This is a genomic window from Vallitalea maricola (assembly GCF_036985595.1).
Classification (GTDB): domain Bacteria; phylum Bacillota; class Clostridia; order Lachnospirales; family Vallitaleaceae; genus Vallitalea; species Vallitalea maricola.
Map to the genome: position 1 here is coordinate 1 of NZ_BTPU01000422.1, position 227 is coordinate 227.

A 227-nucleotide genomic window follows, 5' to 3' on the forward strand; every position below is an offset into this window, starting at 1 on the left:
CGTTTTTTAGAATTTGTAATTCACGAATTCTTACCCCTCTACTACCATCTGTTGAAAAAAATCTTACTTTATCTGTTGTTACTTCAAATTCAAAACTTCTAAAAGCATCTTTATTATTCACAGCTCTAGTCTCGTTTATATCCACCCATTCATCTTTATTCCAGTATTGAATAACAAAGTTATGGACAGCCCATGAAGTATCATCTTTTCCAGTATACACATTGGCT

At 32.2% G+C, this 227-nt stretch carries 1 protein-coding gene; it reads right to left on the reverse strand.

Features of this window, described 5'->3' with window-relative positions:
* Window positions 1–227 (reverse strand): hypothetical protein (locus AACQ14_RS24520; RefSeq protein WP_339366142.1); only part of this gene is annotated, 227 nt, incomplete at both ends.